The organism is Geodermatophilus sp. SYSU D00742 (assembly GCF_054049935.1).
The window spans coordinates 1-699 of the sequence record NZ_JBJGYJ010000075.1; the positions used below are offsets into that span (position 1 = coordinate 1).

1 pseudogene is annotated in these 699 nt (G+C 79.0%); it reads left to right on the forward strand.

The window, feature by feature from the left end:
• Window positions 1-313: pseudogene (locus ACI78V_RS22850) on the forward strand (methyl-accepting chemotaxis protein); the annotation flags it as partial.
• Window positions 314-699: the final 386 nt, after the last annotated feature.

The window sequence follows — 699 nt, forward strand, 5'->3', positions numbered from 1 at the left end:
GCAGGCCATCCAGCACGACACGACCGCGGCGGTGACCGCGATCGAGGAGATCAGCACGATCGTGGCGCAGATCTCCGACCGGCAGACCACCATCGCCTCGGCGGTGGAGGAGCAGACCGCGACCACCGGCGAGATGTCGCGGTCGGTGACCGAGGCCGCCGGCGGGGCGGGGGAGATCGCGCAGAACATCACCGGGGTCTCGACCGCCGCGGAGTCGACCACCCAGGCGTTGTCCCAGACCCGCACCGCCGTGGACGAACTCTCCCGCATGGCCGCCGACCTGCGCGCCGGGATCGCACGGTTCACCTACTGACGACACCTCGGGGAGGGCGCCCGGCCGAATGCGGCCGGGCGCCCTCCTCCGTTCCCGGTCGCTCGCCGGAGGACGTCGACACGACCATGCGCCGGAGGCGGTCCCGAGCCACCGACCGAGGACCAGGGCGCATTCCTGGACGAGTCGCAGGACGGTGTGGACGGCTGGGCGGCAGCCGTCCGGGATCGCGCCATCCACTCACTGACGACGCCTGTCGAGGGGGGGGGGGGGGGGGGGGGGGGGGGGGGGGGGGGGGGCGGGGGGGGGGGCGGCGGGGGGGGGGGGGGGGGGGGGGGGGGGGGGCGGGGGGGGGGGGGGGGGGGGGGGGGGGGGGGGGGGGGGGGGCGGGCGCGCCCGCGGGCCCGGCCCCCGGGCGCCCGGGGGGG